This is a genomic window from Pseudomonas sp. GW101-3H06 (genome assembly GCF_059424605.1).
Genome location: NZ_JBWKZO010000001.1, coordinates 3,754,623 through 3,779,702, shown reverse-complemented (window position 1 = coordinate 3,779,702; position 25,080 = coordinate 3,754,623). Strand labels below are relative to the sequence as shown.

Genomic DNA, 25,080 nt, shown 5'->3' with positions numbered 1-25,080 from the left:
GGCGCAGTGGTTGTGCCGTGCTTGCCACATGTCTATCATGAGACTCAAGTTCTATTGTGAGACTCAAGTCTCATTACAAGACGGAGTATCATTTATTCCATGTCCAGCCATAAGTCAAGCCCGTCGGACCCGAACGGCGATTCCCCAGGTCGCGCCAACCAGCGCAATCGTACGCGCCAGGCGCTTATCGAGGCGGCCGTCGAACTGCGCGACGAGGGCCTTAACCCTACCGTTGCCCAAGTGGCCGAACGCGCGAGGGTGTCGCGTGCCACGGCGTATCGCTACTTTCCCTCGCCTGAGGCGTTGATCAGCGAGACGGCGGCCGATCGTGACATGCAGCCGCTGGAGCGCTTCTGGCGTCCGGGAGACGATCCGGTAAAGGGCATTGGCGTGGCGGCGAACGCCTTGAATACACTGTTGATCGACGACGAGATTGGCCTGCATGTGATGGAGCGCTCGTTCATGACGGTGTGGCTCGAAAACGAGTCCCACGACGCACCCCTGCGGCCCGGGCGGCGCATGAGCTACATTGAGCCGATTGTCGATTCGCTGAAGGATCAGCTCACACCCCGGGCGCGCAAACGCCTGAAGCAGGCGCTGTCGATCGTCATGGGCACCGAGGCGTTGATTGCCGTGCGCGATATCAGTGGCGCGAGTGTCGAAGAGTCACTCGACGCCACGGCCTGGGCGGCGCGGGCGCTGGTTCGTCAGGCGCTGGCGGAGGATGAACAGGCGCGGCGCAAGCGCGGCAAGCCGTAGCGCTCGCTCAGCGTTTGCTCTGCGGGAAGATATCCGGATTGGAGAAACTGTTGACCAAATGGTCGTACACCAGTCTGACTCGGGGCGCCACCGGCCCTGACTGCGGGCGATACATGATCAGTTCGGTCGGTGCCGGAGCCTCCTGTTGCATGACCTCGACCAGCCGGCCTTCAGACAGATACGGCTGCGCCAGATAGCCGGGCATTTGCCCGAAGGCGAGCCCCGCCAGAACAATTTCACGTTCGGTTTCGGGATCGTCGCAAGTAAAGGCCGGGGACACGGGCAGGAACGCCTGTCCTTCGGCCAGCACCCACGGCCAGGGGCGACCGTTGTTGCGATCCATCAGCATCGACAGGGGCAGGCGTTTCAATTCCTCGATGCTGCCGGGGTGTTGAACGGCGTCGAGGAGTGATGGTGCTGCCACAATTTTCAGGTCGACACGGGCAACCGTTCTGGCGATGTAGCGCCGATCCCGTACGGTACCGATACGAATGCCGATGTCTATCTTGCTGGCCACCGCGTCGGTGAGCTGATCATCAAGGCTCAAGTCGATGCTCAGGCTGGGGTTTTCCCGTATCAGCGGTTTCAGGTATTCGATCACATATAGCTTGCCGATGGCGTGGGGAGCCGTGATGCCGACGCGGCCGACAATGCCTTTTTCCTGGTGTTTGCTGTTGGCGAGAAACAACTGATCGACACGCTCCAGGGTTTCCTGCGCCTGGAGGGCCAGTTCGGCGCCAAACGCGGTCACGTGGACCTGTCGGGTGCTGCGATGAAACAAGGGCTCGCCGAACGTGCGTTCCAGCTCCTTGATTGCCCGGGTCACGGTCTGTGGAGAGGTGCCGAGACGAATGGCGGCATCGCGAAAAGTCAGCGACTGCGTCGCCACCGAAAAGATGCGAATCAGCTCCATGCGGTTGAGCATTGCTGTCAACTCCTGTTCCAGAAAGTGGAATTCTCAAATCCGAACTCTTCCATTTTCTGATAGATAAAACCAGCGCAGACTGAATCCATCAACCCAGGCAAGCCTCAACAGGAGCGCGAACATGAGTAAAAACATCCAGGGCAAAGTGGTCGTCATCACCGGTGCAAGCAGCGGTCTGGGCGAAGCAACGGCTCGTCATCTGGCAGCACTCGGCGCACAGGTGGTACTTGGCGCTCGTCGCCAGGATCGTCTGGACGCGATTGTCCGTGACATCACCGCCGCTGGCGGACAGGCGATCGCCCATCCCATCGATGTGACCCGTCAAGAGGACTTGACCGCGCTGGTCGCCAAGGCTGTCGAAGCGTTCGGTCGCATCGATGTCATGATCAACAACGCGGGGCTGATGGCGATCTCGCCAATCGCGGAGCGGCGTGTCGATGAGTGGGATCGCATGATCGACATCAACATCAAGGGCGTGCTGTATGGCATCGCGGCAGCGTTACCGCTGTTCGAGAAACAGGCCAGCGGGCACTTCATCAACATTTCCTCGGTCGCCGGCATCAAGGTGTTCAGCCCCGGTGGATCGGTCTACAGCGGCACCAAATTCGCTGTACGTGCCATTTCCGAGGGCCTGCGTCACGAAGTGGGCGGCAATATCCGCACGACCACTATCGAGCCGGGCGCGGTCGATTCCGAACTCAAGTTCGGCAGCGGCCACCAGCCAAGCGCCGAGGTGGTGGGCGAGTTCTACAAGAAGGCCATACCAGCGGCTTCGGTTGCACGGGCCATTGCCTACGCGATCGAACAGCCGGCGGATGTCGACATCAACGAGATCGTCCTGCGTCCTGCTTCGCAAGACTTCTGATTGATGCGTTGCGCCGTTTGCGCCCTTGCCGAAAGGCCAGGGCGCTTTTGTTATGCAATGACGCACGCGGCGTTTTCCTCCGACCTCGACTTGCCGTTTTCATGCGGCTCACCGCCAGCGAGACCTTGGCAATTATCAAACTGCTATTTTTACTATCGATAATTGGCCGATCGCAAAACGGTCGAGCCATAGCTCGCGGCCAACTGACGGACTTCGTTGTCAAACCTTGCGACCCGTCGTTCGAAGAGGAGATGCACCATGGAACGATTCACCGGCGGTTGCCTGTGCGGCAACGTGCGGATCGTGGCGTCGGGACGGCCGTACCGGGTCGGTCTTTGTCACTGTCTCGACTGCCGCAAGCACCATGGCGCACTGTTTCACGCCTCCGCGATTTTCCCTGAGAATGCGGTGACCATCGAGGGTGAAACCCGGGACTATGCCGGGCGGTTTTTCTGTCCGCGCTGCGGCTCATCGGTTTTCAATCGCACCGACGATGAAATCGAAGTGAACCTGGGGGCCCTCGATGTGCCCGATCAACTGACGCCCACCTACGAAATCTGGACCGTACGCCGCGAAGCGTGGTTGCCGGCGTTTCCCTTCGATAGACATTACGAGCGCGATCGCTTGTCCACGGGGCGTCTTGAGGAGTAACCCGCCGCCGTGCCCCATCGGCACGGCGGTGGACGTTCGCGGTCTGTCCTTGAACCGTCAGATCCGCGCCAGCGCCTGAGCCAGATCCGCCCGCAGGTCTTCGACATCCTCGACCCCCACGGACAGCCGCACCAGCGCATCGCCGATACCCAGTTGTGCGCGTGTGTCGGCGGGGATGGTGGCGTGGGTCATGATGGCCGGGTGTTCGATCAGGCTTTCGACGCCACCCAGGCTCTCGGCGAGGGCGAAGATCTGCACGTTTTCCAGGAAACGTTTTGAGCCGGCAAGGTCGGTGTTCAGGTCCAGGGAGATCATCCCGCCGAAGCCGCGCATTTGCCTGCGCGCCAGTTCGTGTTGGGGGTGCGAGGGCAGGCCCGGGTAGTAGACGCGCGCCACCTGTGGCTGACGTTCCAGCCATTGCGCCAGTTCCAGCGCATTGCTGCAGTGGCGTTCCATGCGCAGTGCCAGGGTTTTCACGCCGCGCAGGGTGAGGAAGGCGTCGAACGGCCCGGCGATGGCGCCTACCGCGTTTTGCAGGAAGCCCAGGCGCTCGGCCAGTTCGGCGTTCTGGCCGACCACGGCGATCCCGCCGATCACGTCGGAGTGGCCGTTGAGGTATTTGGTCGTCGAGTGCAGCACGATGTCAAAGCCCAGTTCCAGCGGACGCTGGATGTATGGGCTGGCAAAGGTGTTGTCGGCCACGCAGATGATGCCGCGGTCGCGGCAGGTGCGGGCGATGGCGGCGAGGTCGGTGAGGCGTAGCAGGGGGTTGCTCGGCGTCTCGACCATCACCATGCGCGTGTCGTCCTGCAACGCCGCTTCGAAGGCGCCCGGCTTGGTCAGGTCGACGTAGCTGAAACGGTGTCCGGCGCTGCGCTGGCGCACCTTGTCGAACAGGCGGAACGTGCCGCCGTACAGATCATTGCCGGAGACGATGTGCGAGCCGGCATCGAGCAGTTCGAGCACGGCGGAGATCGTCGCCAGCCCCGAGGCGAAAGCGAACCCCCGGGTGCCACCTTCGAGATCGGCCACGCAGCGCTCCAGCGCAAAGCGTGTCGGGTTGTGCGAGCGCCCGTAGTCGAAGCCCTTGTGTACGCCGGGACTTTCTTGCAGATAGGTGGAGTTGGCATAGATCGGCGGCATCAGCGCCCCGGTGGTCGGGTCAGGCGTCTGTCCTGCGTGGATCACCCGGGTGGCGAAGCCGCGTGTTGCGGCGTTTTTATCGTGCTGACTCATGCAAGGGTTCTCCGTAAATGATTGAGCATGTCGACCCGGGTAATCAGGCCGTGAAAACCCGAGGCGTCGGCGATGATCGCCACCAGCCCGCGATCGAGGACCTCTTGCAGTTGCGCCCGGCTGGCCTCGGGAGGCAGGGTCTGCAGTTTGTCGGTCATGGCGCTGGTCACGGTCATGCGAAAGTGCGCCTCGCCGTTCTGCACGTTCAGCAGAATGTCGGACTCGTCGATCACCCCCACCAGTTGCTTACCGCCCACCAGCACCGGCAGTTGCGAGACATCCGCCAGGCGCATGCGCTGGAACGCGGTGAGCAGGGTGTCGTCCGGCCCGACGCTGATCACCCGGCCATCCTCGAAACGCCGCGCGATCAGGTCGCGCAGGTCGCCGTAGAGTTTGCCTTGCAGCAGGCCCTGATCGGACATCCACTGATCGTTGTAGACCTTCGACAGGTAACGGGTGCCAGTGTCGCAGACGAAGCTGACGACCCGTTTCGGTTCGGTTTGCTCGCGGCAATAGCGCAGCGCCGCCGCCAGCAAGGTGCCGGTCGACGAACCGCCGAGAATGCCTTCGGCGCGCAGCAATTGGCGGGCGTGATCGAAGCTTTCCTCGTCGCTGATGGAGTAGGCGTGACGCACGCTGGACAGGTCGGCAATCGACGGAATGAAATCTTCGCCAATGCCTTCCACCGCCCAGGAACCGGGCGTACCGAGGGTGCCACTGCGGCTGTATTCGGCCATTACCGAACCCACCGGATCGGCGAGCACCATCTCCAGGTCCGGTTGCACGCGGCTGAAGAACCGGGTCAACCCGGTCAAGGTGCCCGCCGAACCTACCCCGACGACAATCGCGTCCACATCATGCTGGGTCTGCGCCCAGATCTCCGGCGCGGTGCTGCATTCATGGGCCAGCGGGTTGGCCGGGTTGTTGAATTGATCGGCGAAGAAGGCGTCGGGAATTTCCGCGGCCAACCGTCCGGCAACGTCCTGGTAGTAATCGGGGTGGCCCTTGCCGACATCGGAGCGGGTGATGTGCACCTCGGCGCCCATGGCCTTGAGGTGCAGGACCTTTTCGGTGGACATCTTGTCCGGTACCACCAGCACCACCCGGTAGCCTTTGGCCCGACCGACCAGCGCCAGGCCCAGGCCGGTGTTGCCGGCGGTGGCTTCGACGATGGTGCCGCCGGGCTTGAGGCGGCCATCGCGCTCGGCGGCGTCGATCATCGCCAGGCCGATGCGGTCCTTGATCGACCCGCCGGGGTTTTGTGATTCGAGCTTGAGAAACAGAGTACAGGGACCGGTATCGAAACGGCTGACACGCACCAGCGGCGTGTTGCCGATCAGTTCGAGCACGGCAGGGCGGGAGTCGTTTGGCATGTCGTCACCTCGCTGCTTGGATCCTCGGTGGGTTGCCATAATCGCTCGGCGAGTCATCGCACGGGCTACGGCAATAACGCTTCGTCTGGACCATAGGCCGGGATCGCCACACGCGCAACCGGCCCGGCGAAACTCCCCCCGATATTGGGGGATTTCGCTGTGATTGGCCGGATTTATGGGGAGTGCCGTGGGTCTATCGAGCGTTATCTTCATCGGTTTTGGACCGTGGCTGACTGAACCGCTTCGGTATGGCGTCGACAAACGGATAGTAAGAAAACCACGGCCTGGCTTCGTCAATGACCCGTTGGAACGATGGTCTTTGTGTCAAACGCTCAAAGTAACCGGCCACGTGCGGGCAGTCGTCGGGGAAGGGCACCAGGGTGCTGGCATAGAACAGGGCCGGGGCTGCGGAGCAATCGGCCAGGCTGAAGTCCGGGCTGGCCACCCAGGTTCGGGCGTGCAACTGGCGCTCGAGCATGCCGTAGGCGGTCAACAGGGTGGCGCGTTGTTTCGTCAGGTCGCCCTGGGTGGCGTACAAACGATCGGCGACGATCTGTTGCAGCGGCGCCTGGACGTAGTGGTCGAAAAAACGATCCCACAGCCGTACCTGCAAGGCAGTGTCCCAATCGTCGGGAATCAGCTGATGCAGGCCGGCATACAACTGGTCCAGATATTCGATGATGACACTCGATTCCGGCACGTTGCGCTGGCGGTCGTGGTCGCGGATCACCGGGAATTTCCCAATCGGCCAGAGGGCTTCGAGTTCCGCGCGGTCGGTTGCGCTGGACAGGTCGATGATGCGTTTTTCGAATTCGATACCGTGTTCGTAGAGCGCGATCAGGACCTTGTGGCAGAACGATGAGAGGGGGTGGTAGTACAGAGTCAGGGGCATCTTGCTGCTCCTCGGTACGGGGGTGGGATGCAGTATTGACCATCGCTTGCCTGGACGCGATGTCGGGTTTTTCCTGCGCAAGTTGAATGAAAACCTGTGGGGTGGATTTTCAAATGTGACGGTTGTTCGTACCTCTGCGCGACAAGCCTTGTCCCTTCGCGAAAACTACTTTCATCTTGTTTGATTATCGTGGTTTGAAATGTTTTAAGAGTTTCACGAATTTTGGCGCGATGCTTTCAGGGGGTGGGGGTGGGGGTGGGTGTTCGCCGATTCATTGTGGGAGCGAGCCTGCTCGCGAAGGCGATGTGACCGTCAAAAAGTCTTCGACTGAAACTCCGTCTTCGCGAGCAGGCTCGCTCCCACAGGGGATTGCGGACAAACCTGTAATCAGGTTGGCTGTCAGGCCGCCTCGCGCTGGCTTTTCCAGCCGCTAGAAAACAAAAAGCCATGACACCCATGTTCATCCATCGGGCGCGGGATCTTGCGCGCCCGAATTAGCAACGAAACACCCAAATAACGATAAGAAATCACTCAGGAGCCCTGTATGTTCAACCGAGCAATCCCCACCGCCATTGTGCTGGCCACAGGCTCCCTGTGCGCCCAGGCTGCGGACAACAACGCCCACGGTTTTCTCGAAGACAGCAAAGCCACACTGTCGATGCGCACCTTGTATTTCAACAGCGACAACCGCGACGGCACGGCAGCCCCTTCGAAAACCGAAGAAACCGCCCAGGGTTTTGTGCTGCGCTATGAATCCGGATTCACCCAGGGCACGGTCGGTTTCGGCCTCGATGCCCAAGCGCTGTTGGGCGTGACGCTCGACAGCGGCAAGGGGCGCCACGTCGGCAGCGGCATGATCCCGTCCGATGGCGACGATGCTGCCGACACCTGGAGCAGTTTCGGCCCGACCGCAAAAATGCGCCTCGGCAAAACCGAGTTGCGCTATGGCACGCTGCTGCCAAAACTGCCGATCCTGATCTCCAACGATGCCCGTGTGTTGCCGCAATCGTTCACCGGTACCCAGATCACCTCCAAAGACATTGATGGGCTGACGCTGACCAGCGGCTTGCTGGAGCAGGCTGTGGGGCGTGCCTCGACCGATCGCACCGGGCTGTCGGTCGCCGGCGCCACCCGGGACAGCAACAAGTTCTACTTCGCCGGTGGCGACTACGAGGTCACCAAGACCCTCAAGGCCCAGTACTACTTCGCGCAGCTGGAGGATTTCTACAACCAGAACTTCTTCGGCCTGACTCACCTGCTGCCGATCGACAGCGCCAGTTCGATCACCACCGACCTGCGCTACTTCCGCACCACCTCGAGCGGTGCCAACAGTTCGGCCGCGGGCCGGGCGCAAGGCTATCGGGTGTCGGGTTACACCGAAAACAACGACGGTGAGATCGACAACAACACCTGGGCCGCGATGATCACGTATGCCAATGGCGGGCACGCGGTGGCGCTGGGGTATCAACAGGTTGGCGATGGCAGCAACTTCGTCCAGCCCAACCAGGGCAGTCTGCCGGACAAAGGCGCCGGTGGCGGCAGCGTCTATCTGCCCACCGACCGCATGATCCAGAGCTTCACCCGCGCGGGCGAACAGACTCGTTTCGGCCAGTACACCTACGACTTCGCGGCGCTGGGCGTGCCGGGGCTGAAAGCGTCGATCGTGTATCTGAAGGGCACCGGCATCAAGACGCAGGACGCCGGGGACCAATCCGAGTGGGAGCGCGACATGACCCTGGACTATGTGATTCAGTCGGGCGCGTTCAAGAACGTCGGCTTCTCGTTGCGCAATGGCCAGTCGAACACCGATGCCGGTCGTGATGTTGATCAGAGCCGCTTCATCGTCAACTACGCGATCCCGTTGTTGTAACCCCTGATCAGCACAAAACCTGTGGCAAGGGAGCAAGCTCCCTTGCCACAGGCGTCGTTCGTTCAGTTTCCTCAACCGGGCGATTTCTTCAGGCGATAGGCCAGCGCCGGACGCGTCATGCCCAGCAAACGTGCCGCTTCCGAGACGTTTTGCTGGCTGCGCTCCATGGCCGCGTGAATCAGCGCATCTTCCACCGAGTCCAGTGCGATACCGCTGTCGATGATTTTGTCGACCCAGTCCTGGCTGCGCGCAGTCGCTGTCTTGACCAGCCGCCCGTCACTGGCCAGGCCAATGCTTTCAGCCAGTTGCGGTGAATGCGGGAAGAGGGCATCGACCGTGATGCTCTGGTTCTCGTCGGTGATGATCACGCCCCGTTCCATCAGGTTTTCCAACTCGCGGATGTTGCCGGGCCAGTCGTGGTTCAGGCACACCTGAAGGGCACGGTCAGACAGACCCAGGGTCTTTTTCCGGTAGCTGGCATGGAGTTTTTCCAGGAAGTGTTCGATCAACAGCGGGATGTCTTCGCGACGATCGCGCAAGGCCGGAATACGCACCGGGAATACGTTCAGGCGATAGAACAGATCGGCGCGGAAACGCCCTTGCTTGACCGCTTCTTCGAGGTCCTCGTGGGTCGCGGTGATGACCCGCACATCGACCTTGCGTGTCTGTGAATCACCAACCCGTTCCAATTCCTGTTCCTGCAATACGCGCAGCAGCGTGGCTTGCGCGCGTGGGGTCAATTCGACGATTTCATCGAGAAACAGCGTGCCGCCATTGGCCCGCTCGAAACGGCCCATGCGTGACTGTTGGGCGCCGGTGTAGGCGCCTTTTTCCACGCCGAACAACTCGGCTTCGATCAGGTCCGGCGGGATGGCGGCGCAGTTCAGTGCGATGAACGGCCCGCCGGCGCGTTCACTGCGCAAATGCAGGCTGCGGGCGATGACCTCCTTGCCGACACCAGTCTCGCCCAGCAGCAACACCGACGCCTTGCCCAGGGCCACCTTGTCGATCAGCGCGCAGGTGCGGCGGTAGATCGCCGACTGGCCGATACCGTAGAACTTGCCGGCCTCGATCTGCAGGCGCTGGCGCATGTTCGCCACTTGCACCTGCAACGCTTGCAGTTCATCGATGATCGGGTCGCTCTGGAAGTAACGCATGATCTCTTCGGCATCGTCCCACTGCTCGGCCGGCTTGCCGATGATCCGGCAATGGGCATCGCCGCAACCGCGGCAGGTGACCTCCTTGTAGATGATTTGCCGGCCGACGAAAAACGAGCTGTAGCTGATGGCGTAACCGAGCAGCATCCAGCACACCGGCTGCTCGGAATGAAGGTTTTCGGTCCGGCAGTTTTCCACTTCGAAGGAATCCTGCCACTCGATCTCGGCGTAGAACTGACCGTTGGCCAGATCGATGTCGATGGTCTGCGGGATGACATTGACCATGCCCTTGAGCGAGTGCAGTTGCGGACCGGTGAAGAACATTTCCAGGTCGCTGCCCTGGGGCCGCAACTTGCGCGCCAGTTCGGCGTCCTTGAGCCCGGATTGATAGCCCAGGCGCAGGAAAAATCCCTTGGCGCGCTCGACGCCGAGCATCTCGATCAACTCGCGTCTGCACGACGCCATCATCGAAACCTGGATCAACAGCATGCGTTGCTCGTTCAGCCAGATCTTGCCCTCGCTCCCGTGAAAGCGAACCTGGTCGCTCAGGTCCTTGAGTGACGGCGGATGTTGGGAAGCCTTGTACGTGGTGATCATTCCGTGCGCCCCTGGGCTTGTAGTTATTGGGGGTGACGCGTTCCGCTCAGGCCATGGCGGTTTTTTTACGCATCAATAGCGACCGTTTTTTTTCAGGCAAGGCAAGGTCGCTTTTTCTTTTTCTAAGCGGCCTGAAAGCGAGTGAAAAGTCAATCGCCGCGTGATTGATTCATTTGCTCGAAAGCGCTTGGGACGATTGAGCAAATGATCAATTTGCCGGTTCACGGGAGGGGCTCTTCACCGGGCAGTGATTGTTCGTGGGCGTCGCGCTTTATAAGTAACTATATGTTTTATAAAGAATAAAAAATCAATTCGAACGATTTTCCCGCACTGGCACCCTTGTTGCTCCGTACCCCGAACATAACAAGGGAGTACCCGAGCATGAGCCAACCTGGCTGCACTTTCGATCAGATGCCGCGCTACATCCGCGTACGCAGCGGGCCTGATGACACCTTCGTCGAATTCGATTTCGCCATCGGCTTTCCCGATCTGTTTGTCGAGCTGGTGCTGCCGCGTCAGGCGTTCCGCCAGTTCTGCGAAAACAACCGCGTGCAGCACATGGATGCGCAAATGTCCGAAGCCCTCGACGCCGATGCGCGCAAGTGGCGCTACGGCGAAACCCGCGACGCTGACTAGCCATCCATTGCTAAAAAAACAATAACCACAGGAGTCCACTCCATGAGTGTCGAGATCAAGACGACCACCGTCGAGACGATCCGCAACACCTTCAGCCACACCCGTCGCCGGTTTGGCGACAAGGTAGCCAGCCGTTATCAGGAAGCCAGTTTCGACCTGGAATCGGCGACCAATTTCCATTACCGGCCGCTGTGGCAGCCGGACAAGCTGCTCAACGATGCCACCCGCACCGCGGTGGTCATGGCCGACTGGTACGCCGTCAGCGACCCCCGCCAGTACTACTACGGCGCCTACGTCCAGGCCCGGGCCAAGATGCAGGAAAACGCCGAGCACGATTACGCCTTCTGCGAAAAACGCGACATGCTCGCCGGCCTGTCCAGCGCCAACATCCAGCTGATCAGCAAGCTGCTGTTGCCCCTGCGTCACGCCGAGATGGGCGCGAACATGAACAACAGCAACATCGCCGCCGATGGCTTCGGTACCAGCGTGACGCAGATGCACATGTTCCAGGCCATGGACCGTCTGGGCATCGCCCAGTACCTGTCGCGGATCGGCCTGATGCTCGATGACGGCGACGTCCTGCTGCTGGCCCAGGCCAAGCAGCAGTGGCTCAACGATCCGGCGTGGCAGGGCATGCGCCGCTACGTCGAAGACACCCTGGTGGTGCGTGACTGGTTCGAATTGACCGTGGCGCAGAACCTGGTCAGCGATGGCCTGGTTTACCCATTGCTGTTCCACAAACTCGACGAACAACTGACGGCCAATGGCGCCGGGCAGGTCGGCATGCTCACCGAATTCATGCGCCTGTGGTTCGCCGAAAGCCAGCGCTGGGTCGATGCGCTGCTCAAGACGGTGATCAACGAAAGCCCGGCCAACAAGGACCTGGTCCAGGGCTGGATCGATCACTGGAGCCAACGCTCGGTCAATGCACTGCAACTGTTGGCCGGGCTCGGTCTCGATGAGTCGGCGCTGGATTGCGTGTGCACCGAGTTCAGCGCTCGCCTGAAAAAACTCGGCCTCACAGGAGCCCGCCCATGACTTCCCTGGTTTACATGAACCTGCAGGACACCGACTACGCACGCTCGATCGTCGACGCCATCGTGCAGGACAACCCCCACGCCCAGATCCAGCACCAGCCTTCGATGATCCGCATCGAGGCCGAGGGCCGCCTGGACATTCGGCGCGACACGGTGGAACAGCTCACCGGCAGCCCCTGGGATATCCAGGAAATGCTGATGTACGTGATCACCCTCGGCGGCAACGTCGTGGAAGAAGACGACAGCTTTTCCCTGTACTGGAACAGCTGATCACGCCTGCAGCCATTGATCCATAACAAGAATTCGGGAGCGCCATCATGGCCGTGAAAAAACGCCTCAATGCCAAAGAAAAATACCGCTGCATGACCCGTGACCTGGACTGGGAGCCGAGTTACCAAACCCATGAGGACATCTACCCTCACGAGCGCTTCGAGGGGATCAAGATCACCGACTGGGACAAGTGGGAAGACCCCTTCCGCCTGACCATGGACACGTACTGGAAATACCAGGCCGAGAAAGAAAAAAAGCTCTACGCGATCTTCGATGCGTTCTCGCAGAACAACGGCCATACCACGCTGTCGGACGCCCGTTATGTCAACGCGCTAAAGCTGTTTCTGTCCGGTGTCACGCCGCTGGAGTACCAGGCCTATCAAGGCTTCGCCCGGGTCGGCCGGCAGTTCAGCGGCGCCGGCGCGCGCATCGCCTGCCAGATGCAGGCCATCGACGAGCTGCGCCATGTGCAGACCCAGATCCACGCCATGAGTCACTACAACAAACACTTCAATGGCCTGCATGATTTTGCCCACATGCACGACCGGGTGTGGTTTCTCTCGGTGCCCAAGTCTTTCTTTGAAGATGCGCGCACCGCCGGCCCGTTCGAATTCCTCACGGCGATTTCGTTTTCGTTCGAGTACGTGCTGACCAACCTGTTGTTCGTGCCCTTCATGTCCGGCGCGGCATTCAATGGCGACATGGCGACGGTTACCTTCGGTTTCTCCGCGCAATCGGACGAAGCCCGGCACATGACCCTGGGCCTGGAGGTGATCAAATTCCTGCTGGAGCAGCACGAAGATAACGTGCCGATCATCCAGCGCTGGATCGACAAGTGGTTCTGGCGCGGTTACCGCCTGCTGACGCTGGTGGGGATGATGATGGACTACATGCTGCCGAACAAAGTCATGTCCTGGTCCGAAGCCTGGGGCGTGTATTTCGAAGAGGCCGGCGGTGCGCTGTTCAAGGACCTGGAACGCTACGGCATCCGTCCGCCCAAGCATGTCGAAGAGGCGAACATCGGCAAGGACCACGTCAGCCACCAGGCCTGGTCGATCTTTTACCAGTACAGCCAGGCGACCAACTTCCACACCTGGATGCCGACTGACGAAGAGCTGGATTGGCTGTCCTCCAAATATCCAGACACCTTCGACAAGATCTACCGCCCACGCTTCGAGCACTGGCGGGCGCTGCAAGAGAAGGGCGAACGCTTCTACAACCCGACCCTGCCGATGCTTTGCCAGATCTGCCAGATCCCGCTGGCGTTCGGCGAACCGGATGACCCGACCACGTTGAGCCATCGCAGCGCCAAGCACGAAGGCGAGCGCTATCACTTCTGCTCCCAGGGCTGCTGCGACATCTTCGAATACGAGCCAACCAAGTACATCCAGGCCTGGTTGCCGGTGCACCAGATCCTGCAGGGCAACTGCGGTGGCGGCGATGTCGAGTCGGTGGTGCGCGACTACTACAACATCAACCCAGGTCAGGACAACCTCGAATACCTGGATTCCACCGAGCATCGGCGCTGGCAGGACTGGCACCCCAACGATCGCAATAGCGCGCCGGCCAAGGCCGGCTGACTCAAACGAGATCCACTGTGGGAGCGAACCTGCTCGCGCAGGGGCCATGTCGGTCGACATGCGTGTCGGATGACACACCGCATTCGCGAGCAGGCTCGCTCCCACATTCAACCTCACAACAATAAGGAAAAAGATCATGCCCGTGACAGCCATCGGCGCCTACAACGCCCAACCCCTGGATCGCCAGGAGCATTTCCACGGCTTGCAACTGGTGTACCTGTGCTGGGAAAAACACCTGATGTTCTGTGCCCCGTTTACCTTTCCGTTGCCACCGGCAATGCCGTTCGGCGACTTCATCGAACAGGTGGTCAAGCCCTCGATCGCCCGGCACCCGGACGCGCCACAGGTTGATTTCAGCCAGGCACTGTGGCGCCTCAACGACCAGCCGTTCACCCCGGACAACGCGGCGAGCCTGATCGGCAACGGCATCGACCACAAGAGTCTGCTGCACCTCGACACCCCTGGCTTGAACGGCATTGCCGGCAGCTTCAACTGAGGACACGGCCATGAGTTACCAAGTCACGATCGAACCCACTGGCGAACAGATTGAAGTGGAAGAGGGGCAGACCATCCTCCAGGCCGCATTGCGCCAAGGCGTGTGGCTGCCGTTTGCCTGCGGCCATGGCACGTGCGCCACCTGCAAGGTTCAGGTACTGGAAGGCGAAGCGGACCTGGGCGCGGCGTCGTCCTTTGCGTTGATGGACATGGAGCGCGATGAGGGCAAAGTGTTGGCGTGCTGTGCAATCCCGCAAAGCGACATGGTGATCGAGGCCGATATCGATGCGGACCCGGATTTCCTCGGGCATCCGGTCGAGGACTATCGCGCGGTGGTCAGCGCGCTGGTGGACCTGTCACCCACCATCAAGGGCGTGCACCTCAAGCTCGATCGGCCCATGGCGTTCCAGGCCGGTCAGTACATCAACCTGCAACTGCCGGGGATCGAAGGCACCCGGGCGTTCTCGATGGCCAATCCACCAAGTCGTGCCGATGAAGTCGAACTGCATGTGCGACGGGTCGAAGGCGGGCTGGCCACCGGCAAGATTCACGATGAGTTGAAGGTCGGCGATACGGTGGACCTGTCCGGACCGTACGGGCAGTTTTTCGTCCGCACTTCGCAAGGTGGCGACTTGATTTTCATTGCCGGCGGCTCCGGGTTGTCGAGCCCGCAGTCGATGATCCTCGACCTGCTGGAAGCCGGCGATACCCGCCAGATCGTGCTGTTCCAGGGCGCGCGCAACCGCGCCGAACTGTACAACTGCGAACTGTTCGAGGCACTGGCCCGGGATCACGCCAATTTCACCTATGTGCCGGCGCTCAGCCAGGCGGTCGAGGATCCTGAATGGACGGGGTTCAAGGGCTATGTGCACGACGCCGCCCGGCATCATTTCGACGGTCGCTTCAGCCACCGCAAGGCCTACCTGTGCGGGCCGCCGGTGATGATTGATTCAGCCATTACCTGCCTGATGCAGGGCCGGCTGTTCGAACGCGACATCTTCATGGAGCGGTTCTACAGCGCCGCCGATGGAGGCGAACCAACCCAGCGTTCGGCACTGTTCAAAAGAATCTGAGTACATACAAACCTGAGACCTACACAGCTTCCCTGTGGGAGCGAGCCTGCTCGCGAAGAGGCCGGCACATCCAACACCAGTGTCGCCGTCCAGTACGCATTCGCGAGCAGGCTTGCTCCCACAGGAGCCAATAACAACAATAAAGGTTGAACTGCATGACTCGCACAACAACAAAACTGATCGTGACCGCTGCACTGACCGCCTTGCCTCTGGCAGCCCACGCCACCGAAGGCGGCGGCACTTCCTACCCGTTGGGTGCGGAAAACTACCTGTCCGGTGCGATGCCGCCGCCGGGTTTCTACGGGCAACTGTTCGTCACTCACTATGAAGCCGACAACCTGCGTGGCAACGACGGTCGCAAACTCCCGGTGGATTTTCGTGTACGCGCCAATGCCATCACCCCGCGGCTGATCTGGGTCAGCGACTACACCTTGTTTGGCGCCAGCGTGGCGCTGCACGCGATCGTGCCGCTGGTGGATCTCAAGGTTGAGCTCAACGGCCAGTCGCAAAGCAAACAAGGCTTGGGCGATGTGATCTTCGGCCCGGCGCTGGGCTTTCACCACAGCGAAAAATTCCACAGCATCCTCGCCCTGGACATGATCGCCCCGACCGGTCGCTACGACCGTGGCGACCTGGCCAACACCGGGCGCAATTACTGGGTCATCGAACCGGTCTACGCCATGTCGTACATCGACCCGAACGGGCTCAACCTCGATGCCAAGATCATGTATGACTTCAACCGCGAAAACCCGGCGACCGACTACCGTTCGGGGCAGGAGTTTCATGTCGACTATGCCGCCGGCTGGGGGCTGGGCAACGGTTGGGTTCTGGGCGTCGGCGGCTACTACTATCGACAGGTCACCGACGACCGCCAGAACGGCGAGACGATTGACAATAACAAGGGGCGCTCGCTGGCCATCGGGCCGTCGATCAAATACACCAGCAAGGCGGGGTGGATTGTCACGGGGAAATGGGAGCAGGAAACCGGCGTGCGTAACCGGGCGCAGGGCAATGCGTACTGGATGAAGCTGACCGTGCCGTTTTGAGAATGCAGTCCACGACTGTGTGATCACTGCAGAACCTGTGGGAGCGAGCCTGCTCGCGAAAGCGGCGTATCAGACACATCAATATTGGATGTGCCGACGCCTTCGCGAGCAGGCTCGCTCCCACAGGTTATTTATTTGCCGGCAGACAGCGGCGGGGTGCGCGGCGGAATCTGGCGTTTGCTGCCGGTCGATTCGAATGCCGCCGCAAAGCGCAGCAGTGCCGAGTCGTCATAGGCCCGGCCGGCAAAGGTCAGCCCGACCGGCATGCCGATGTCCGGCATGACGCCCATGGGCACGGTCACCGTGGGCACGCCCAGGTGGCGGATCGCGAGATTGCCGTTGGCCACCCAGACACCGTTGCTCCAGGCGATATCCGCGGACGCCGGATTGACATCGGCATCTGCCGGGGCGATGTCGGCCACCGTCGGGAACAGTACTGCGTCCAGGCCCAGCCGATCCATCCACTGCTCGAGATCGATCTTGCGGGTCTTTTCAAGACCGCGCAGCCCGTCAGGCACTGTGCTGATCCGGTCCCACGGGGTAATACCGCGTTCGGCCATCTTCACGTACTCGTCCATACCGGCCGCCAGGTCGCCTTCGCGGTTGGGCAGGGTTCCCGGGTCGTGAGGGAAAATCAGCGGACCGTCGACGTCCACCAAGCGATTCAACTTCGGATCGCCGTTGGCTTGCAGGAAATCATCGAAGGCCCAGGCCGTCAGGTCCCACAATTCATGGTGCAGAAACTCCTTGGACACGATCCCGCGGTTGAACACGGTCGGCGCGCCAGGACGATCGCCCTCGCAGTTGGATACCAGCGGGAAATCCACTTCGAGCACTTCAGCCCCGGCGGCTTCCAGGGCCTGGCGTGCGGCTTGCCAAAGGCCGATCACCGAATCACGGGTGTTGATGCGCTGCCCAGTGGGGCCGCCGATACCTGGCGCTTCGCTCGTGCCCGCTTCAGGGTCGGCGTTGATGTACATCTTAGGCACACCGAAGCGCTTGCCAGCTAGGGAATCGGACTTCACGGCCAGTTCCTGATAGGAAGCGGGGCGTACCGAAGCAACGCTCGGAATCGGCACCCAGGGTTGCAGGCGCCACAGGTCGCCGCGGGTATCCGGGTCCTCGGCCACCACCACGTCGAGGATTTCTAGCAGGTCGGCCATGGTCCTGGCGAACGGAACGACCACGTCCATGGTCGGCGTCAACGGCCAGTTGCCACGTACCGAGATCACCCCGCGCGACGGCGTGTAGGCGCACAAACCGTTGTTCGACGCCGGGCCGCGACCGCTCGACCAGGTTTCTTCCGCCAGGCCGAAGGCGGCGAAACTGGCGGCGGTGGCAGTGCCGGCACCGTTCGACGAACCCGAAGCGAACGGGGCGGTGAGGTAGGCCGCGTTGTACGGGCTCTCGGCACGACCGTAGACCCCACGCTGCATGCCGCCATTGGCCATCGGCGGCATGTTGGTCTTGCCCAGGCAGATCGCCCCGGCGCCGCGCAGACGTTCGATGGTGAATGCATCGCGGTGGGCAATCAGGTCCTTGAAGGCGGGGCTGCCTGAAGCGGCGGTCAAGCCTTTGACCAGGTAACTGTCCTTGGCCGTGTAAGGAATGCCGTCGAGCGGACCCAGTGTCTGGCCCTTGGCCCGACGGGCATCGGACGCCTGCGCTTCCTTGAGTGCATCCGGGTTGCGCACTACCACGGCATTGAGCGCGGTCGGGGTAGCGGGACCGTCGTAGGCGTCGATGCGGGCGAGGTAAGCCTGGACCAGCTCGACAGCCGTGGTTTGACCTGACTCGAGTGCAGTACGCAATTGGGCAATGGAAACTTCGGTGACTTCGATCATGCGGTTACCACCGGCTGCTGATAGGGAATTCGGTGAGTGTTTGCCTCACGGGGAAACTTGACCACAGGGACATCACTTCTCTGAAAAGGGTTTTCAAGACGGTACGGGTTGCACAGCCTTACGCGGCGGCATCGGGATTTCAACCCTTGGCGGTCTATTTTGCACCAAGCCGTAGCGGACCCGATTAACAAGTAGCTGTTTTAAAAGAAAAATTGTGATCGATGGGGCTTCCCAGTTGAAGTAAAAGTTGGTAAATTTCCGCGCATTCCAGCACAGCCCGTTAAACAGGCGGTGAATCAGGAATCGAGTGCCAGGCACTCATCGCGGTATCTGCAGGGGCGTCGCCAAGCGGTAAGGCAGCAGGTTTTGATCCTGCCATGCGTTGGTTCGAATCCAGCCGCCCCTGCCATCTTCAAGAAACGCCAGTTCCGACAGGGACTGGCGTTTTTTTATGCCCGCGGATTATCCCCCAGATGCGGACCTGATCCATCCGGACACGGATAATGGCCATTTCGATCTCCTTTTGGCCTGCCTCACGCTGTGAACCGTCCAGGCTGTCAGCAAGAATCGACGGGCCGCTGACTCAGCAGCACCAGCTGAATCCATAACCAGAATCTTGATCATCTTTGCCCTTGGCTATTCTTCAGGCCGCTGCCGTTTACGAAAAACAAAAACCAACGAGCTGACATTGGGGAACTGATCCATGGAAACCATGAAACGCATCCTGGGCGCCACGGTTTGTGGGCTGACGCTGCTGGCCAGCGCGGTACACGCCGAACAGCGCGAGTTGAGGGTTTATAACTGGGCAGATTACATCCTGCCGTCCGTACCCAAGGACTTCGCCGAGAAGACCGGCATCAAAGTGACCTGGGACACTTTCGACACCAACGAGTCGCTGGAAGCCAAGCTGCTGACCGGCAACTCCGGATACGACTTGGTGGTGCCATCGAACCAGTTCATCGAAACTCAGATCAAGGCCGGCGTGTTCCAGAAACTCGACAAGTCGAAGCTGCCCAACTGGCAGCATCAGGACCCGGCACTGCTCAAGCTGCTCGACGCCAACGACCCCGGCAACCAGTACGGCGTGCCTTACATGTACGGCACCGTGCTGATCGGCTTCAACCCGGCCAAGGTCAAGGCGGCGCTGGGCGAGAATGCGCCGGTGGATAGCTGGGATCTGGTGTTCAAGCCGGAAAACATGCAGAAGCTCAAGGCCTGTGGCGTGGCCATGCTCGACTCGCCTTCGGAAATCCTGCCGTTGGCCCTGCATTACCTGGGGCTGGACCCGAACAGCCAGAAACCGGACGACTACGAAAAAGCCAAGGCGCTGATGCTGAAGGTTCGCCCCTACGTCACCTACTTCAACTCCGCCAAGTACATGACCGACATCGCCAACGGTGATATTTGCGTGGCCATTGGTTACTCCGGCAGCTTCTACCAGTTCGGCAACCGCGCCAAAGAAGCGGGCAACGGCGTGGTGGTCGACTGGCGCTTGCCGAAGGAGGGTGCACCGATCTGGTTTGACACCTTCGCCATTCCCAAAAGCGCGAAAAACGTTGAAGAAGCCCACGAGTTTCTCAACACTTTGCTCGACCCGAAAGTCATTGCGCCGATCAGCGACTTCCTCGGTTACCCGAATGCCAACAAGGATTCGCTGGCACTGATCAATAAGGAAATCACCGGCAACCCGAACCTGACGCCGACCCCCGAGGCGCTGAAAACCCTGTATGTCGTGCAGCCGTTGCCGCAGAAGATGGAGCGGGTGCGTACGCGGGTCTGGACGGCGATCAAGTCCGATAAATAACGTTTGAACTCAATCTAACCCCTGTGGGAGCGAGCAGGCTCGCTCCCACAGTCGTTCAATTGTTATTTATCGGCATTCGTCGTGCGAATCAGGTTGTTGCGCAACGCCACGATCGCCTGCTGCATCTGCACGAAGTCATCCGGATCAAGACCGGTTTGCGGGAAGCCGTCTTCGGTGAGTTCCGAGCGCAGGTTTCGACCTTCCTTCGTCAGGCTGATGCGCACCTGGCGTTCATCTTCCGGATCGCGCTGGCGTAGCAGATACCCCATTGCCTCAAGCTTTTTCAGGATCGGCGTCAGGGTGTTGGATTCGAGAAACAGCTTTTCACCGAGGCTGCCAACGGTCTGGTTGTCTTCCTCCCATAGCGCAACCAGGGTGATGTATTGCGTGTAGGTCAGGCCGAGCCGTTCGAGCATCGGCTTGTAGGCCTTGCCGAAGGCCAGGTTGGTGGAATAGACCGCAAAACACAGGAAGTCGGAGAGCTTGAGATCCAGGGCGGATGGCTTGTCGGTGGTTTTCATGGGTGATCTCTTTGGCCGATCTTGACAGGCTGAAACTATACGTCGGATGCGATGGTGTCGGAAGTGCTCGAACCCGTCGGTCGCCTCAAGCCGTGTAAAGGCCGACGGCCGGTTCACCAGGGAAACGCCTGGCAAACCGACCGTAGGGTGCGCTACGCGGTGACGACATTCAGGGTGACGTCGATGTTGCCGCGGGTTGCCTTGGAATACGGGCAGATGGCGTCCGCCTTGTGCGCCAGTTCGGTGGCGACAACATGGTCCAGGCCAGGTGCACGCAAGGTCAGGCGAGCCTGGAGGAAGTACTCCGCACCGGTCTGGCCCAGATCGACTTCGATATCGACCGCCAGATCCGCCGGCAGTGTCACTTTCGCTTGCTGGGCGGCCAGACCCACGGCGGCGATGTAGCAGGCCGACCATGCGCCGGCGAACAGTTGCTCGGCTTTCGGGTGCGGCTGGACGCCGTTGAACACGTGTGCCGGAGTGGTGCTGCCGGGCGACGAAAGTTCGATGTCGAGGCTGCCGTTATGGCCGCGCGAGGTGGTGCCGGTGCGGCTGTGGGTGGTGTGGGTTTTGCCGCTGGCCAGTACTTTTTCGATCTTGCTCATGATGATTCCCTCGGGTTTACAGTCTGTAATGTTCGCATGCGCTTGTATCGTATGCGATATTAATATTGCAGCAAAAATATTTACGCCGTGATTACGTTCAGGGCAACGTCGATATTGCCGCGTGTTGCTTTGGAGTAAGGGCAGATGGAATCGGCGATGTGCGCCAGCTCGGTCGCGACATCCTGCGCCAGCCCCGGTACACGCAGGGTCAGTCGGGCCTGAAGGAAGTAGGCCGGACCCGTCTGGCCCAGGTCGACTTCGATGTCGACGGCCAGATCAGCTGGCAAGACGATGTTGCGTTCCTGGGCCACCAGACCGACCGCTGCGGTGTAGCAGGCCGACCAGGCACCGGCGAACAGTTGCTCGGCTTTCGGGTGTGGCTGGGTGGCGGCGAACACGTGATCCGGCTTGGCGGAACCGGGCGACGACAGCTCGATGTCGAGGTTGCCGTTGTGGCCACGCAAGGTGTTGTCAGCGCTGCTGAGGGTGGTGTGGGTCTTGCCGGTGGCCAGGACTTTTTCGATCTTGCTCATGGTTGAATCCTCGTGGGTACAATCAGGTTTGATTTAGTGTCGTGTGCGTTTAGATCGCATCCGATGGAAATGATATTCCCGCAGAACCCAATCGACGTCAAGGGGTATTTTTCCATCTTGGCGACGAATGGTCGGAGGCGGATGCGTAACGGCCTTTCAGCGATCCAAATGTGGGAGCGAGCCTGCTCGCGAACGCGGCAGGTCAGTCAATGGGGAGCTTGGAGGTGATGGCCTCTTCGCAAGCAGGCTCGCTCCCACAGGTAATCGGGGAACCCAACCGCTGCAACTCCTGCTGCACAAAATCCGCAAACAGCTTGATCCGGATCGGCGTCAGCGTGCCAAAGGCATGCAGCGAATGAATCGCCCGGGTTGGCAGCGGGTGATCGGCCAGTACTTGTATCAAGGCACCTGAATCCAGGTCTTGCTGCACCGTGCATTTCATCAGGTAGGCCACCCCCATGCCGCCGAGTACCGCGGCGCGCAGGCCGAACCCCGAGTCCAGGCCAATGCGGCCACGCGGGACCAGGGTTTCACCGTTGGCAAAAACGATGGGCAGGGTCTGGCCGTTCAACTGATAGCGCACGAAGGGCAGGGCACGCAGCGCTTCGATAGAGGTCGGGTTACTCCATTCATCGATGAACGCCGGAGAGGCCACCAGTGCCATGTCGAGTTGGGCGAGGGTGCGGCTTTTCAAGTCGCTGTCGGCGAGGGGGCCGACGCGGAAAATCACGTCGTAACCTTCGCGAATGAGTTCCACACGGTGATCGAGCAACGTCAGGTCCAGCTCCAGGTCGGGGTGATCGGCGAGGAACACCGAGCTGATCCGCGGCATCAGCAATCGCCCGAGCTCACTGGGCATGCTGACCCGCAGGTGACCGCGCGCATCGCCGCTGTCCCGCAGGGCGTCGGCGGAGTCATCGATGGCTTGCAGCAGCGGCGCGACGCGCTCGAAAAAGGCCCTGCCCTCGGGCGTCAGGCTGAGCATTCGCGTGGAGCGGCGGAACAGCTTGGCCTTGAGCTCCGTCTCCAACCGGGCAATGCTTTTGGAGATGGCCGAAGGTGTGGTCCCGGCGTTGCGTGCGGCGGCGCTGAACGAGCCGGCTTCGACAGCGCGGACGAAGGCTATCAGGCTGGCGGATTGACTCAACAGACTCGACATCTTGTGACTCCGCAGCACAACAGATGTGCCTTTTGCTGGACTGGTTGGCTGGATGCGCGCGCCATGATACTGCGCTTCTTCAACAAGCGGAGTCAGCAGATGCAACGTCTTCAAGGTAAGGTCGCGGTGATCACCGGCGGCAACAGCGGTATCGGTTTGGCCTCGGCGTGCCTGTTTGCCAAAGAGGGCGCGCAAGTGATTGTCACGGCCCGACGGCAAGCGGTACTGGACGACGCCGTTCGCCAGATCGGTCATGGCGCCATCGGCATCAAGGGCGATGTCGCCAGTCTTGTGCATCATGCCGAGGTGGCCGCGCAAGTCCGCGAGCGATTCGGGGCGCTGGATATCTACATGGCCAACGCCGGGGTCGTCACCTCGACGCCTTCGCAGCAGGTCACGCCAGAACAGTTCGACGCGCAATTCAACATCAATACCCGTGGCGTGTTTTTCGGTGTGCAGTCGATCGTGCCGTTGTTGCGTGACGGTGGCAGCATCATTTTGACCAGCTCGCTGGCTGCGACAAAAGTGTTCGAGGGGCACGCTGTGTATGCGGGGTCCAAAGCGGCCATCGCGGCGTTTGCACGCAATTGGGCGCTGGAACTGCGAGCGCGGCGGATACGCGTCAACGTGCTGAGCCCGGGCCCGGTCGATACGGCGATCATCGGCAAACTGGGGGTTTCAGAGGAACAGCGTCCAGGCTTCATGCAGATGCTGGCGGACATGATTCCCGCCGGTCGCGTGGGTGAGGCCGATGAGTTGGCGCAAGCGGCGCTCTACTTGGCGTCCAGCGACAGCTCATACGTCAACGGCATCGAGTTGCACGTGGACGGTGGCATGTCGCTGGTCTGAGATCGTAGCTAGAAGGTGCAGACCGCATCCGAAAAAACCACTCGCCCGAATTGCGCATTGGCGTCCAGCGGTGTGATGGCCAGCAGTTGGTCCAGGCGGACCTCCTGCTGGCCGTCAGCCGTTTCCAGGCAGAGAAATTCTTCCTTGCTGCTGGCGGTTCGGGTGGTCAGCGCCTTGGCTTGCAAGCGCGCGCCGTCCTTCAATTCCACATCCAGTCGGTAACCGCGCAGACAGGCGATTTCCAGATAGTCATGCAGGTCGCAGTTCAAGGGCTGATAGGTGTTCATGGCTTTACTCCCGGCAACCTTGCAGCTTGAGAATGAAGTAACCCTGCTCGGCGATCGCCGCGGCCACTTCTGGATTGGACGGTTCGACGTGGCAGAACTGGCAGCGGTCCTGGGCAATATCCTGATCCTGAACGCCTTGTTCATCAAGGAAACGACGCGCATAGGTTTTCGCCAGTTCGGGATTGTTATCCTCGATCAACACATCGAAGTGCAGGTAGCGGCCGTCTTTGGTGCGTACGTGGGTATCGAAGACCTTGATGCTCATCATTTGCTCTCCTTCAGTTTCCAGGTGCCCGGCAGCGACAGATCGCCCGAGGCAATGTCATAGACGCTGCTGACGCACAGCAACGGGTTGTGCAGATCGGCATTGACCTTCAGTGCAGCGGTGACGCCGTCATAATTGAAGCTTTCCGGGAACCCGACCGCCGCCAGCGGCACCCGGATTTTCGCCGCGTTTTTCTCGATGCTCAGGTCGTAGCCGGGGGAGTCGATGTAAAGGGGCGCACCCGGCCAGGTCGCTGGCAATTTGGGCTTGGCATCCTTGGGAATGTCGCGGACTTTCAAACCGCCAGGCCCGCAGCTTTCATCCTTGGTCAGCACCACCCAGTGGGCGTGCCAGAGACCGCCATCGTTGTCTTTCTTCCCGTCCTTGTTTTCATCCAGTTGCGGGGTGTCGTCGAAGTCCGGGTGCGAGGTCAGCGCCAGGGCGAGGATGCCGGACTTGGCTTCGAAGCCGACGGCGGAACTGTCGAGGCTGGTCGGCCAGACATAGCTGTACACCTCGGCGCCGGCGAACGAGCCTTTGGCGGTCGGCACGCGACTGCCGGCCTTGCCGTCGACCAGTTGCTCGAACACCAGGTCGTTACCTTCCTTGGAGACGCGGGTATTGACCAGGTCGAACGCTGCGTCGGTCTTGCCTTTGTCGCTTTGGATGCCTTGCGAGTCATGGGCCCAGGCTTGTGACGCCAGCAGGGCGCCAAGGCTCAATGCCAGTGCGGTTTTCATGGGTGCCTCCC

Annotated in this window: 27 protein-coding genes and 1 tRNA gene; 14 read left to right on the top strand and 14 right to left on the bottom strand. The window is 60.7% G+C overall.

Annotated elements, in window-relative coordinates:
* The first annotated feature begins 99 nt into the window (after positions 1 to 99).
* A complete protein-coding gene (locus tag AC07ZE_RS17190; protein ID WP_207265870.1) occupies positions 100 to 759 on the top strand; it encodes a TetR/AcrR family transcriptional regulator in 660 nt (219 codons plus the stop codon).
* Positions 760 to 766: 7 nt separating this feature from the next.
* Here AC07ZE_RS17190 and AC07ZE_RS17185 read toward each other — a convergent pair whose 3' ends face one another.
* A complete protein-coding gene (locus AC07ZE_RS17185; RefSeq protein WP_207265863.1) occupies positions 767 to 1,684 on the bottom strand; it encodes a LysR family transcriptional regulator in 918 nt (305 codons plus the stop codon).
* A gap of 121 nt (positions 1,685 to 1,805) precedes the next feature.
* On the opposite strand from AC07ZE_RS17185, the gene AC07ZE_RS17180 reads away from it, so the two are divergent.
* Both AC07ZE_RS17180 and AC07ZE_RS17175 read left to right on the top strand, forming a co-directional pair.
* The gene (locus tag AC07ZE_RS17180; RefSeq protein ID WP_207265862.1) at positions 1,806 to 2,549 is read left to right on the top strand and encodes an SDR family oxidoreductase; all 744 of its coding nucleotides are present in this window, start codon (positions 1,806 to 1,808) and stop codon (positions 2,547 to 2,549) included.
* Between the two features lie 258 nt (positions 2,550 to 2,807).
* Positions 2,808 to 3,200, top strand: a complete 393-nt coding sequence (locus tag AC07ZE_RS17175) for a GFA family protein (RefSeq protein WP_207265861.1) — start codon at positions 2,808 to 2,810, stop codon at positions 3,198 to 3,200.
* Positions 3,201 to 3,257: 57 nt separating this feature from the next.
* On the opposite strand, the gene AC07ZE_RS17170 is transcribed toward AC07ZE_RS17175, so the two are convergent.
* From AC07ZE_RS17170 to AC07ZE_RS17160, 3 genes are all read right to left on the bottom strand, one after another.
* Entirely contained in the window at positions 3,258 to 4,436 is a 1,179-nt protein-coding gene (locus tag AC07ZE_RS17170) for a trans-sulfuration enzyme family protein (RefSeq protein ID WP_207265860.1), read from the bottom strand.
* Complete coding sequence (locus AC07ZE_RS17165; protein WP_207265858.1) at positions 4,433 to 5,809, bottom strand: pyridoxal-phosphate dependent enzyme; 1,377 nt, start codon at positions 5,807 to 5,809, stop codon at positions 4,433 to 4,435. Before AC07ZE_RS17165 ends, AC07ZE_RS17170 begins: the two co-directional genes overlap by 4 nt.
* Before the next feature lie 193 nt (positions 5,810 to 6,002).
* A complete protein-coding gene (locus AC07ZE_RS17160; protein WP_207265855.1) occupies positions 6,003 to 6,701 on the bottom strand; it encodes a glutathione S-transferase family protein in 699 nt (232 codons plus the stop codon).
* 544 nt (positions 6,702 to 7,245) lie between these two features.
* Here AC07ZE_RS17160 and AC07ZE_RS17155 point away from each other — a divergent pair.
* Positions 7,246 to 8,571 (top strand): OprD family porin, encoded by a 1,326-nt coding sequence (locus tag AC07ZE_RS17155; RefSeq protein WP_207265853.1) that lies wholly within the window; start codon positions 7,246 to 7,248, stop codon positions 8,569 to 8,571.
* Between the two features lie 71 nt (positions 8,572 to 8,642).
* Here AC07ZE_RS17155 and AC07ZE_RS17150 read toward each other — a convergent pair whose 3' ends face one another.
* Positions 8,643 to 10,325 carry a sigma-54-dependent Fis family transcriptional regulator gene (locus AC07ZE_RS17150; protein WP_207265852.1) on the bottom strand — a complete coding sequence of 561 codons (1,683 nt, stop codon included), beginning with the start codon at positions 10,323 to 10,325 and terminating at the stop codon, positions 8,643 to 8,645.
* Between the two features lie 72 nt (positions 10,326 to 10,397).
* Positions 10,398 to 10,550 carry a hypothetical protein gene (locus AC07ZE_RS17145; RefSeq protein ID WP_207265850.1) on the bottom strand — a complete coding sequence of 51 codons (153 nt, stop codon included), beginning with the start codon at positions 10,548 to 10,550 and terminating at the stop codon, positions 10,398 to 10,400.
* Positions 10,551 to 10,706: 156 nt separating this feature from the next.
* Between AC07ZE_RS17145 and AC07ZE_RS17140 the strand changes: the two genes are divergently transcribed.
* From AC07ZE_RS17140 to AC07ZE_RS17110, 7 genes are all read left to right on the top strand, one after another.
* A complete protein-coding gene (locus AC07ZE_RS17140) occupies positions 10,707 to 10,961 on the top strand; it encodes a phenol hydroxylase subunit (RefSeq protein WP_207265849.1) in 255 nt (84 codons plus the stop codon).
* Positions 10,962 to 11,003: 42 nt separating this feature from the next.
* Positions 11,004 to 11,999, top strand: coding sequence for an aromatic/alkene monooxygenase hydroxylase subunit beta (locus tag AC07ZE_RS17135; RefSeq protein ID WP_207265848.1), 996 nt, complete (start codon positions 11,004 to 11,006; stop codon positions 11,997 to 11,999).
* Positions 11,996 to 12,268, top strand: coding sequence for an MmoB/DmpM family protein (locus AC07ZE_RS17130; RefSeq protein WP_095195199.1), 273 nt, complete (start codon positions 11,996 to 11,998; stop codon positions 12,266 to 12,268). The genes AC07ZE_RS17135 and AC07ZE_RS17130 overlap by 4 nt, the downstream gene beginning before the upstream one ends.
* A 47-nt stretch (positions 12,269 to 12,315) precedes the next feature.
* A complete protein-coding gene (locus AC07ZE_RS17125) occupies positions 12,316 to 13,848 on the top strand; it encodes an aromatic/alkene/methane monooxygenase hydroxylase/oxygenase subunit alpha (RefSeq protein ID WP_207265847.1) in 1,533 nt (510 codons plus the stop codon).
* Between the two features lie 136 nt (positions 13,849 to 13,984).
* Positions 13,985 to 14,344 (top strand): phenol hydroxylase subunit P4, encoded by a 360-nt coding sequence (locus tag AC07ZE_RS17120; protein WP_207265846.1) that lies wholly within the window; start codon positions 13,985 to 13,987, stop codon positions 14,342 to 14,344.
* A gap of 10 nt (positions 14,345 to 14,354) precedes the next feature.
* The gene (locus AC07ZE_RS17115) at positions 14,355 to 15,416 is read left to right on the top strand and encodes an NADH:ubiquinone reductase (Na(+)-transporting) subunit F (RefSeq protein WP_207265845.1); all 1,062 of its coding nucleotides are present in this window, start codon (positions 14,355 to 14,357) and stop codon (positions 15,414 to 15,416) included.
* Positions 15,417 to 15,571: 155 nt separating this feature from the next.
* A complete protein-coding gene (locus tag AC07ZE_RS17110; protein ID WP_207265844.1) occupies positions 15,572 to 16,462 on the top strand; it encodes a SphA family protein in 891 nt (296 codons plus the stop codon).
* A 131-nt stretch (positions 16,463 to 16,593) separates the two neighbouring features.
* Here the strand turns inward: AC07ZE_RS17110 and AC07ZE_RS17105 are convergent, their stop codons facing one another.
* Entirely contained in the window at positions 16,594 to 18,306 is a 1,713-nt protein-coding gene (locus AC07ZE_RS17105) for an amidase (protein ID WP_207265843.1), read from the bottom strand.
* 334 nt (positions 18,307 to 18,640) lie between these two features.
* Between AC07ZE_RS17105 and AC07ZE_RS17100 the strand changes: the two genes are divergently transcribed.
* Positions 18,641 to 18,715, top strand: a tRNA-Gln gene (locus AC07ZE_RS17100).
* Positions 18,716 to 19,009: 294 nt separating this feature from the next.
* Positions 19,010 to 20,110, top strand: a complete 1,101-nt coding sequence (locus AC07ZE_RS17095) for a polyamine ABC transporter substrate-binding protein (protein ID WP_207265842.1) — start codon at positions 19,010 to 19,012, stop codon at positions 20,108 to 20,110.
* Positions 20,111 to 20,172: 62 nt separating this feature from the next.
* Here AC07ZE_RS17095 and AC07ZE_RS17090 read toward each other — a convergent pair whose 3' ends face one another.
* From AC07ZE_RS17090 to AC07ZE_RS17075, 4 genes are all read right to left on the bottom strand, one after another.
* Positions 20,173 to 20,631, bottom strand: a complete 459-nt coding sequence (locus tag AC07ZE_RS17090; RefSeq protein WP_175388882.1) for a MarR family winged helix-turn-helix transcriptional regulator — start codon at positions 20,629 to 20,631, stop codon at positions 20,173 to 20,175.
* A gap of 152 nt (positions 20,632 to 20,783) precedes the next feature.
* A complete protein-coding gene (locus tag AC07ZE_RS17085) occupies positions 20,784 to 21,236 on the bottom strand; it encodes an Ohr family peroxiredoxin (RefSeq protein ID WP_207265841.1) in 453 nt (150 codons plus the stop codon).
* A gap of 80 nt (positions 21,237 to 21,316) precedes the next feature.
* A complete protein-coding gene (locus AC07ZE_RS17080; protein WP_095195211.1) occupies positions 21,317 to 21,769 on the bottom strand; it encodes an Ohr family peroxiredoxin in 453 nt (150 codons plus the stop codon).
* A 202-nt stretch (positions 21,770 to 21,971) separates the two neighbouring features.
* Positions 21,972 to 22,928 carry a LysR family transcriptional regulator gene (locus tag AC07ZE_RS17075; RefSeq protein ID WP_207265839.1) on the bottom strand — a complete coding sequence of 319 codons (957 nt, stop codon included), beginning with the start codon at positions 22,926 to 22,928 and terminating at the stop codon, positions 21,972 to 21,974.
* 99 nt (positions 22,929 to 23,027) lie between these two features.
* On the opposite strand from AC07ZE_RS17075, the gene AC07ZE_RS17070 reads away from it, so the two are divergent.
* A complete protein-coding gene (locus AC07ZE_RS17070) occupies positions 23,028 to 23,777 on the top strand; it encodes an SDR family oxidoreductase (protein ID WP_207265838.1) in 750 nt (249 codons plus the stop codon).
* Between the two features lie 8 nt (positions 23,778 to 23,785).
* Here AC07ZE_RS17070 and AC07ZE_RS17065 read toward each other — a convergent pair whose 3' ends face one another.
* Genes AC07ZE_RS17065 through AC07ZE_RS17055 form a run of 3 tightly spaced genes read right to left on the bottom strand, consistent with a single transcriptional unit; the run spans position 23,786 to position 25,069 of the window.
* Positions 23,786 to 24,064 carry a Rho-binding antiterminator gene (locus AC07ZE_RS17065; RefSeq protein ID WP_137805181.1) on the bottom strand — a complete coding sequence of 93 codons (279 nt, stop codon included), beginning with the start codon at positions 24,062 to 24,064 and terminating at the stop codon, positions 23,786 to 23,788.
* Positions 24,065 to 24,068: 4 nt separating this feature from the next.
* Positions 24,069 to 24,329 carry a DUF2024 family protein gene (locus AC07ZE_RS17060; RefSeq protein ID WP_137805294.1) on the bottom strand — a complete coding sequence of 87 codons (261 nt, stop codon included), beginning with the start codon at positions 24,327 to 24,329 and terminating at the stop codon, positions 24,069 to 24,071.
* Positions 24,329 to 25,069: a hypothetical protein gene (locus AC07ZE_RS17055; RefSeq protein ID WP_207265837.1), complete on the bottom strand. Its 741-nt coding sequence runs from the start codon at positions 25,067 to 25,069 to the stop codon at positions 24,329 to 24,331. Before AC07ZE_RS17055 ends, AC07ZE_RS17060 begins: the two co-directional genes overlap by 1 nt.
* Positions 25,070 to 25,080: the final 11 nt, after the last annotated feature.

What these genes read in the sequence shown, in the direction of transcription:
- AC07ZE_RS17065 (WP_137805181.1), bottom strand. Translation starts at nt 24,064, where the DNA reads ATGAACACCTATCAGCCCTTGAACTGCGACCTGCATGACTATCTGGAA.
- AC07ZE_RS17160 (WP_207265855.1), bottom strand. Translation starts at nt 6,701, where the DNA reads ATGCCCCTGACTCTGTACTACCACCCCCTCTCATCGTTCTGCCACAAG.
- AC07ZE_RS17140 (WP_207265849.1), top strand. Translation starts at nt 10,707, where the DNA reads ATGAGCCAACCTGGCTGCACTTTCGATCAGATGCCGCGCTACATCCGC.
- AC07ZE_RS17105 (WP_207265843.1), bottom strand. Translation starts at nt 18,306, where the DNA reads ATGATCGAAGTCACCGAAGTTTCCATTGCCCAATTGCGTACTGCACTC.
- AC07ZE_RS17165 (WP_207265858.1), bottom strand. Translation starts at nt 5,809, where the DNA reads ATGCCAAACGACTCCCGCCCTGCCGTGCTCGAACTGATCGGCAACACG.
- AC07ZE_RS17115 (WP_207265845.1), top strand. Translation starts at nt 14,355, where the DNA reads ATGAGTTACCAAGTCACGATCGAACCCACTGGCGAACAGATTGAAGTG.
- AC07ZE_RS17125 (WP_207265847.1), top strand. Translation starts at nt 12,316, where the DNA reads ATGGCCGTGAAAAAACGCCTCAATGCCAAAGAAAAATACCGCTGCATG.
- AC07ZE_RS17080 (WP_095195211.1), bottom strand. Translation starts at nt 21,769, where the DNA reads ATGAGCAAGATCGAAAAAGTCCTGGCCACCGGCAAGACCCACACCACC.
- AC07ZE_RS17150 (WP_207265852.1), bottom strand. Translation starts at nt 10,325, where the DNA reads ATGATCACCACGTACAAGGCTTCCCAACATCCGCCGTCACTCAAGGAC.
- AC07ZE_RS17135 (WP_207265848.1), top strand. Translation starts at nt 11,004, where the DNA reads ATGAGTGTCGAGATCAAGACGACCACCGTCGAGACGATCCGCAACACC.
- AC07ZE_RS17180 (WP_207265862.1), top strand. Translation starts at nt 1,806, where the DNA reads ATGAGTAAAAACATCCAGGGCAAAGTGGTCGTCATCACCGGTGCAAGC.
- AC07ZE_RS17190 (WP_207265870.1), top strand. Translation starts at nt 100, where the DNA reads ATGTCCAGCCATAAGTCAAGCCCGTCGGACCCGAACGGCGATTCCCCA.
- AC07ZE_RS17170 (WP_207265860.1), bottom strand. Translation starts at nt 4,436, where the DNA reads ATGAGTCAGCACGATAAAAACGCCGCAACACGCGGCTTCGCCACCCGG.
- AC07ZE_RS17095 (WP_207265842.1), top strand. Translation starts at nt 19,010, where the DNA reads ATGGAAACCATGAAACGCATCCTGGGCGCCACGGTTTGTGGGCTGACG.
- AC07ZE_RS17155 (WP_207265853.1), top strand. Translation starts at nt 7,246, where the DNA reads ATGTTCAACCGAGCAATCCCCACCGCCATTGTGCTGGCCACAGGCTCC.
- AC07ZE_RS17090 (WP_175388882.1), bottom strand. Translation starts at nt 20,631, where the DNA reads ATGAAAACCACCGACAAGCCATCCGCCCTGGATCTCAAGCTCTCCGAC.
- AC07ZE_RS17075 (WP_207265839.1), bottom strand. Translation starts at nt 22,928, where the DNA reads ATGTCGAGTCTGTTGAGTCAATCCGCCAGCCTGATAGCCTTCGTCCGC.
- AC07ZE_RS17110 (WP_207265844.1), top strand. Translation starts at nt 15,572, where the DNA reads ATGACTCGCACAACAACAAAACTGATCGTGACCGCTGCACTGACCGCC.
- AC07ZE_RS17175 (WP_207265861.1), top strand. Translation starts at nt 2,808, where the DNA reads ATGGAACGATTCACCGGCGGTTGCCTGTGCGGCAACGTGCGGATCGTG.
- AC07ZE_RS17070 (WP_207265838.1), top strand. Translation starts at nt 23,028, where the DNA reads ATGCAACGTCTTCAAGGTAAGGTCGCGGTGATCACCGGCGGCAACAGC.
- AC07ZE_RS17130 (WP_095195199.1), top strand. Translation starts at nt 11,996, where the DNA reads ATGACTTCCCTGGTTTACATGAACCTGCAGGACACCGACTACGCACGC.
- AC07ZE_RS17060 (WP_137805294.1), bottom strand. Translation starts at nt 24,329, where the DNA reads ATGAGCATCAAGGTCTTCGATACCCACGTACGCACCAAAGACGGCCGC.
- AC07ZE_RS17085 (WP_207265841.1), bottom strand. Translation starts at nt 21,236, where the DNA reads ATGAGCAAGATCGAAAAAGTACTGGCCAGCGGCAAAACCCACACCACC.
- AC07ZE_RS17055 (WP_207265837.1), bottom strand. Translation starts at nt 25,069, where the DNA reads ATGAAAACCGCACTGGCATTGAGCCTTGGCGCCCTGCTGGCGTCACAA.
- AC07ZE_RS17185 (WP_207265863.1), bottom strand. Translation starts at nt 1,684, where the DNA reads ATGCTCAACCGCATGGAGCTGATTCGCATCTTTTCGGTGGCGACGCAG.
- AC07ZE_RS17120 (WP_207265846.1), top strand. Translation starts at nt 13,985, where the DNA reads ATGCCCGTGACAGCCATCGGCGCCTACAACGCCCAACCCCTGGATCGC.